This window comes from Pseudomonas meliae (genome assembly GCF_001400515.1).
GTDB classification, from domain to species: domain Bacteria; phylum Pseudomonadota; class Gammaproteobacteria; order Pseudomonadales; family Pseudomonadaceae; genus Aquipseudomonas; species Aquipseudomonas amygdali.
This window is the reverse complement of record NZ_LJQT01000251.1, coordinates 1-6644: the sequence shown is the minus strand read 5'-3', so window position 1 is coordinate 6644 and position 6644 is coordinate 1. Positions and strand designations below refer to the sequence as shown.

Sequence of the window (6644 nt, the reverse complement as noted above, 5' to 3'; positions counted from 1 at the left end):
TCGCTGGCCTTTGTCTGTTACACCAAGTCTCAGGACTCTTCGGAAGCGAGTTCCGTGTCATGAGCAATCAGCGAAACAAGTGCATTCTGTTGACGATGTGAAAGCTGACGAAAACGTTGCAGCAGCTCGCGTTCGTGCAAGGACAGCTCAGGACTGTCAAGACGCAGGCTTGGTTCATCACCAAGTGCGCCTTCCTGAATCAGGCTTTGTTCGAGACGAGCAATGATTTCCGAGTTCATGCTGCGGTGATGATTTTTGGCTACCTCTTGCACGCGATTACGCATGCCGTCTGGTAGGCGAACGACGAACTTGTCAGCCGTGCGGCTGGAATAAGTAGCCTGTTTCATAGGGCTCATATATTTAACCGGTTAGTTCAGGGGAAGCGGTTCTAGCAAGTGGCCGCAAGATTGTCATCGTGAGACAGTCATTTTGGCCAAATGTTCAACCGGGGTTCCAAGGGGCCGACATCATGCCGTAATACGTCGAATCCTTGGCGTCAATTCTGTGACAAATATTGACTCAGGTGGCGGCGTTTGGCCAGCACCAATTATCAGAAATGCGAGCAAATTTGCAAAGTCCTCGCATTTGCCCCTGAATAACCGGGCACGTCACTGAGCTTCTTTTTGCCATCATGGCCATTTGACTCTGAGAGTAGGTCGGAATTCAGCGCAAACGAAGCTACCCGACCAAGGGTTGCGAGGGCGGGGTGAAAGCAGGATTTGGAGGATATGAGCGCAGTGCTCGGCGCGATGAGCGGGTCGAGCGAGAGGGTTGTGAGCTTTTGGTGCTATGCCTTTTAGATTAGCGAAGCACCGGGTCGAATTTGATACGACGGCCGAGAAAAAGCGCTACTACGAAAAGACTGGCGAACACGCCTGCAGCGGTGTTGGCAGCGATGCTCAGGGTGTGCGCATGGACAGGAAGCAACAGGTCAATGATCACAGCCATAATCGCCAGGACCAGAAATGACAACGCGGATTTTGACATGGCTACTCTCTCTATAAATGGCTGGTTCAAGCGTTCTCAGAAAATCCAGCGCTGCTCGGCGCGTGGCATCTGGAGTGAATCATCATCGTCATTGGCCAATACCGCTGCGCTAGCAATGCGGTCAGTCATGATAGCCAACTGAGGCGCATGGCTGATCTGGTGATGAACAGGAGCAGGTGCGGTGACCTGCGTGTCACTGGCGCCGGAGTCATGAAAATGAAATGCCACCAGAGCCACCAGAGCTGCCGCATTCAACACTGAGAGAGTCTTGTTCATTTTCCAGTACCTGTGCCCGACCGTTTGGGAGGAGATGTGTTCACTGATACTGATAATGCAGTCTGCATGCCAATCAGAAAATGATAAAAATTCTTTTTAAATCAATGACATATTAATTAAAAAAAGTCGGGTGCAGTGCGTTTTGCAATGATGGCTTTTTGGGGGATTGCAAATTGCATGATCGGTTTATTCAGCCGCGTTTCGGGGCGACATCGGCTACAGCTTTGAAGGGCAATGACGACATGACAAAAGCGGCACATGCCGCTAAGATGCACGCCGTCCTCGCTGGCACCGATCGGTGTGCTGGCACGCAGTGTCTCAGTAGCTCAATTGGATAGAGCATCCCCCTCCTAAGGGGAAGGTTGGCAGTTCGAACCTGCCCTGGGACACCATAATTATCAAGTGGTTAGCGAGACTTGGTGTTAGCTTTTTCGATTATCCTTGTCGCTAGTCCCCACTTTGGTCCCCACTTCTCTGCACGTTCATTATCGAGAGATCCACCAAGGAACCATGGTTGTTTTGGTCGATTTCCGAAACTGGTGCTAGCTCGTTCTCACTTTCTTTGAATTCCATTCCAATTGAAAAGTCATTTGCGCTGCAGTTGATCTCGATACATCGGAATTGGTCGGCACGTTTGAGCCGCCCATGTAGGGTAAGCGTCTGCTAATCACACCTTGCAACCTCAGGCCTGAGGCTGGGGCTACTCCTTGGATAAAAACCGTTCGGTGATCATCGCCACCGCCTGCGCAGGAGACGTCAAAGCTGTGTCTATCTTAAACGGAGCGTCTTCCCACGCCTCGTACTCATGATCCAGTACTGACTGCCAGGTTGGTGGAGTCAGCCCAAGAATATCGATCTTTCTGGTTTCTACCCGACGCTGGTGTTCATGTTTATCAGAGCAGATCACTTGGACGTTCACTAATGGAGCACCAGATCGTGTGGCGATTTCGCTCCATGCCTTTCGGCTTTCGAATACTGGATTAACACAGTCAACTATGACCGTGCTTCCAAAACGAAGATTGCTCAGAGCAAGCTCATTGGCGACCATGTATCCGCTCCGTCCTACGTCTTGTGCAAGAGCACCGGAGTCTCGAATAGCCTGCTCAATCGTGTCGATCCGCAGATACAAGGCACTTGTTCTGGCGGCAAGGTCGCATGCAATAGTCGTTTTTCCGGTACCGGGAAGACCGCTGAAAACAATGAGCATTCTATGTCCTTAGGTTAGTGAGTTAACCCAGTCTAGGTGGCTGCCAGTTATGCGGTAGCAACTGGTCGACTTCACTCGCCCGCTGTGTCGGCAGCCGCGTGAAAACATCCTTCAGAAAAGCATACGGATCATGCCCATTCAACCGCGCCGACTGGATCAAACTCATGATCGCTGCCGCTCGTTTGCCACTGCGCAGAGACCCGGCGAACAACCAATTGGAGCGCCCAAGCGCCCATGGCCGGATCGTGTTCTCCACCGGGTTGTTATCGATGGGCACAGCCCCATCATCTAGGTAGCGCGTCAGCGCTACCCAGCGTTTCAGGTTGTAATCCAGTGCCCTGGCCGTGGCCGACCCTTCGGGCACAAGTGCGCGCTGAGCCAGCATCCACTCATGCAACTTTTCAGCGATGGGCACTGCCATTTCTTGGCGTAATCGCCAGCGATCTTCATCGCTCATATCCTTGGCCTGCCGTTCGACTTCGTACAGCCCGCCGATGGAGTGCAGCGCCTGCTCCGCCAACTGGCTTTTGTTCGTCACATGCAGGTCGAAGAACTTGCGCCGGGCATGTGCCATGCAGCCGATTTCGGTGATGCCCTGCTCGAAGCCAGCTTTGTAGCCTGCGAAGTCATCGCACACCAGCTTGCCGTTCCAAGTGCCCAGGAAGTTACGCGCATGTTCGCCGGCACGGCTGGGGCTGAAGTCGTAGACCACCGCTTTCAGTGCCGAGAACGGTGTCGTGCAGTAGGCCCAGACGTATGCTCGATGGGTTTTCTTTTCGCCCGGTGCCAGCATCTGCACCGGTGTTTCGTCAGCATGGACGACTTGCTGAGCCAGCACGGCTTCGCGCAGTGCATCTACCAGCGGTTGCAGTTGTACGCCGGTTTGACCGACCCACTGAGCCAGCGTCGAACGTGGGATCGCCAGTCCCGCACGGCCGAAGATTTTTTCCTGCCGGTACAGCGGAAGATGGTCGGCGAACTTGGCCAGCATTACGTGGGCCAACAAGCCGGCGGTGGGAATACCCTTATCGATCACCTGTGCCGGTACCGGTGCCTGGATCAGTGTTTCGCACTGACGGCAGGCCCACTTGCCACGTACATGTTGCTCAACCGTGAACACGCCGGGCGTGTAATCCAGCTTCTCGCTGACGTCTTCGCCAATGCGCTGAAGTTGGCAGCCGCAAGCACATTCGGTGCTCTCCGGCTCATGATGAATGACGGTACGAGGAAACTGCGGTGGCAACGCTGCACGCTTGGGTTGTTGGCGTGGCTCGTCCGGTGCCGGAGCGGGACGGAGTGCTTTCAACTCCGCGTCGATGGCTTCGAGGTCGGTGTTGAGCAAGTCATCCAGCAAGCTGCCTTGCGCCGGACTGATCTGCTCACTGCGCTTGGCAAACTTGTGGCGTTTAAGGATCGCGATTTCGTGAGAGAGCTGCTCGATGATCGTCTCGTCACGATGGATCTTTCGGCCCATGGTGTCGACCTTCGACAGCAACTGCGCAGCGAGTGCGCGCAGTTGATCGGGCGTCATTTGGTCGAGATTGGGCGTGGAAGTCATGCCGTGGATTTTACCAAAGCCGCCCACCCGACACAGCTAAAAGACCCGATTCAGAGCAACGTAATTACGCCGTTAGCACCCACCCGCTGCCAAGGCAGGCCCACAACCAGCGCCTGAAGTTGCTCTGCGTCGAGTTCAACTTCGTGGCCTCGATACGTGCCAGGCCAATGGAATTTACCCTGGTTCAGGCGGCGTGCGGCCAGCCAGATACCCACGCCGTCGTGCACGAGTACTTTCATCCGATTGGCGCGGCGGTTGGCGAACAGATAAGCGCAGTGCGGCTTCGCCGCACCGAACACCGCGATCACACGGGCAAGGGCAGTTTCGGTGCCAGCGCGCATGTCCATAGGCTCAGTGGCGAGCCAGATGGCGTCGATGCGAATCATTGGGAGAGGCTGCGGATAAAGCGGGCGCAGCCTTCCGGGTCGGAGATGGGCCATTTGACCGTGATGGCTTGGCCGCCCAGCGGCAATGCAATAACCACCGCCTCATCAGCGGGCCGATTGGGCATGGGGGTGCAATGGTACGAATGCCGGAAGTGGAGCGACCACCTTGTCGCGGTATAGCGGCAGCCACTTGCGGATAACGTTGGCGTTGATGCCATGGCTGATGGCGACGCTGGAAAGTGAGGCTCCATGTTGCAGGCATTCCTGCACGACCTGGGCTTTGAAGGGCTTCGGGTAAGAGCTTCGTTGGCGCATGGAAATCCTGGCGATAAGGGTGATCGAGTCCGCTTAAAAATAGACGGACAACATCGCCCATAATGCTGGGGTTCGGAAGGTGTGTTCACCGGCCCCTTACCATGTAGGGGCGGCTGACAGAGATAAACCCTTACAGGTCATGTGTGCTTGTGCCCAAATCCCCGAGGCTGAAGAAACATGTTTTCTAGGTCATTTGGGCCAACATCGGAAGCGTCCTTCACCTGCAACGATCTCTTAAGCAGATAGATTCCGTCGATGAATTGCGGTGGTTGCCCAGGCACCATTACAACTGGCATTAAGAGATAAGCACCAGCCTTCTTGTAGTCGTCCAAAAACCTTGTGAGGTTGACGTCATCAGCAGGTTCCATGGTCAGGGAGCGCGACGCCAGCATCGCAACTTGTAGATCCCCTTGATCCCTCGGGATCTTTGAGGTGATGACCATTCCGTAATGCGTCGGATGCTCGATGGAAAACCGGCGAACAATGCCTACGTGGATTTCCTCCTCCTTGTCTACTGTCCCGAATCGCTCTCGCCACCGCTCAAATATTTTTACGGCCGCATCCCTATCCTTAAACATTATCGCAATGAAGGGCGGCGCCATGGGATTAACCACTCCATAAGCTGTGTGTAGTGGTCTAATGAAACCGGACACCCATTTAGGCGAGAATGCTCGCCAGACAGAGGTGTCTGATGACCAAACAACGCCGTACCTTTTCCGCTGAATTCAAACGTGAGGCCGTAGGCCTCGTGCTCGATCAAGACTATAGCCACATTGAGGCCTCTCGCTCGCTTGGTGTCGGAGAGTCTGCTTTGCGCCGATGGGTCGTCGACCAGGTGCAGCAAGAACGCACGGGCGTCACCCCGCAGAGCAAGGCGCTGACCCCGGAGCAGCAGAAAATCCAAGAGCTGGAAGCCCGAATTGCTCGCCTTGAGCGGGAAAAAGGCTAACGGCTTCTTGCTGAGCCAATTTTTAAAACAGGTTCTTCGTCAGGCTGATAGGCCGTTTACGTCATCCACTATTCAGCTATCGCAAAACCTGAAAGGTAAATCGTGGTACAGCAACAACTGCCGAATCAGGCGCCTGGTCCTGCTTCGTACTGCGTATGGTGCGCGGCTATCGCCCAAGCGATTCGCGCCAGCTTGTTAGCCAAGGCACAGGCCACAACATTGGAGTGGCGTCGACTCAGCAATGAACGAACCCAGTCGGCCAAGGCTCCTTTCTGGTGATCGAGTCTCTGCATGTAGACCCTGGAACATTGCACGAGCAACTGTCGAAGGTGCTTGTCGCCGCGTTTACTGATCCCCAGTAAGTTGGCCTTGCCGCCGGTGCTGTATTGCTTGGGTACCAATCCCACTGATGCGGCAAAGTCCCGGCTGCATCGATACTGCTTACCATCGCCCATCTCCACAGCTAGCAGGCTGGCGGTGATCGGGCCTACACATGGAATGCTCAGCAAACGGCTACCCAGATCATCATCGGCCACTTGGCATGCCAGCTCTTTATCCATTGCCTGATTTGCTCATCCAGATAGATGAGGTGATTGTGCAAACGCTGCAGCAGCACCGTCAGACGAACGGGAAGTTCATGCTCAGCCAAAACAACCGCCAGACGCTTCATGATGGCCAAACCTCTGGGCAGGCTGACGCCAAATTCCAATAGAAAACCGTGCATCTGATTAGCGGTTCTGGTGCGATCACGCACCAACGATTCGCGCATCCGATGGAGTACAGAAAGGGTTTGCTGGGATTCAGTCTTGGGCGTAACGAAACGCATCGAAGGACGAGAAGCGGCTTCGCAAATCGCCTCAGCGTCGACAAAGTCGTTTTTGTTGCCCTTGACGAAGGGCTTGACGAACTGCGGGGAAATCAGCTTGGGCGTGTGTCCAATTGCCGCCAAGGGAGTATCAGTTTTTT

The 6644-nt window shown here is 54.7% G+C and carries 8 protein-coding genes, 1 tRNA gene and 2 pseudogenes; 2 read left to right on the top strand and 9 right to left on the bottom strand.

All coding sequences use genetic code 11. The annotated features are described in order from the left end of the window. Positions 1–29 precede the first annotated feature (29 nt). The 3 genes from ALO64_RS11300 to ALO64_RS11290 form a co-directional block, all read right to left on the bottom strand. On the bottom strand, positions 30–356 hold the full coding sequence (locus tag ALO64_RS11300) for an Arc family DNA-binding protein (RefSeq protein WP_002554423.1): 327 nt from the start codon (positions 354–356) through the stop codon (positions 30–32). Positions 357–801: 445 nt separating this feature from the next. Then, complete coding sequence (locus ALO64_RS11295) at positions 802–987, bottom strand: PA3371 family protein (protein ID WP_044344463.1); 186 nt, start codon at positions 985–987, stop codon at positions 802–804. Positions 988–1023: 36 nt separating this feature from the next. Next, positions 1024–1263 carry a hypothetical protein gene (locus tag ALO64_RS11290; protein WP_002554421.1) on the bottom strand — a complete coding sequence of 80 codons (240 nt, stop codon included), beginning with the start codon at positions 1261–1263 and terminating at the stop codon, positions 1024–1026. A gap of 315 nt (positions 1264–1578) precedes the next feature. On the opposite strand from ALO64_RS11290, the gene ALO64_RS11285 reads away from it, so the two are divergent. After that, positions 1579–1655, top strand: a tRNA-Arg gene (locus tag ALO64_RS11285). Between the two features lie 308 nt (positions 1656–1963). Here the strand turns inward: ALO64_RS11285 and ALO64_RS11280 are convergent. The 5 genes from ALO64_RS11280 to ALO64_RS11260 all read right to left on the bottom strand — a co-directional run bounded on the left by ALO64_RS11280 (position 1964) and on the right by ALO64_RS11260 (position 5331). Beyond that, entirely contained in the window at positions 1964–2470 is a 507-nt protein-coding gene (locus ALO64_RS11280) for an AAA family ATPase (protein ID WP_017703585.1), read from the bottom strand. Positions 2471–2492: 22 nt separating this feature from the next. Beyond that, a complete protein-coding gene (gene tnpC, locus ALO64_RS11275) occupies positions 2493–4028 on the bottom strand; it encodes an IS66 family transposase (RefSeq protein WP_044344466.1) in 1536 nt (511 codons plus the stop codon). A gap of 50 nt (positions 4029–4078) precedes the next feature. After that, on the bottom strand, positions 4079–4414 hold the full coding sequence (gene tnpB, locus ALO64_RS26330) for an IS66 family insertion sequence element accessory protein TnpB (RefSeq protein ID WP_044344464.1): 336 nt from the start codon (positions 4412–4414) through the stop codon (positions 4079–4081). Between the two features lie 105 nt (positions 4415–4519). Further along, positions 4520–4729 (bottom strand): transposase, encoded by a 210-nt coding sequence (locus ALO64_RS11265; protein WP_082303423.1) that lies wholly within the window; start codon positions 4727–4729, stop codon positions 4520–4522. Between the two features lie 137 nt (positions 4730–4866). Then, positions 4867–5331 (bottom strand): hypothetical protein, encoded by a 465-nt coding sequence (locus ALO64_RS11260; RefSeq protein WP_004665888.1) that lies wholly within the window; start codon positions 5329–5331, stop codon positions 4867–4869. Positions 5332–5420: 89 nt separating this feature from the next. Between ALO64_RS11260 and ALO64_RS11255 the strand changes: the two are divergent. Further along, a pseudogene (locus tag ALO64_RS11255) lies at positions 5421–5672 on the top strand (transposase); the annotation flags it as partial. A 131-nt stretch (positions 5673–5803) separates the two neighbouring features. On the opposite strand, the pseudogene ALO64_RS11250 reads toward ALO64_RS11255, so the two are convergent. Then, positions 5804–6644 (bottom strand): annotated as a pseudogene (locus ALO64_RS11250) (IS110 family RNA-guided transposase); the annotation flags it as partial.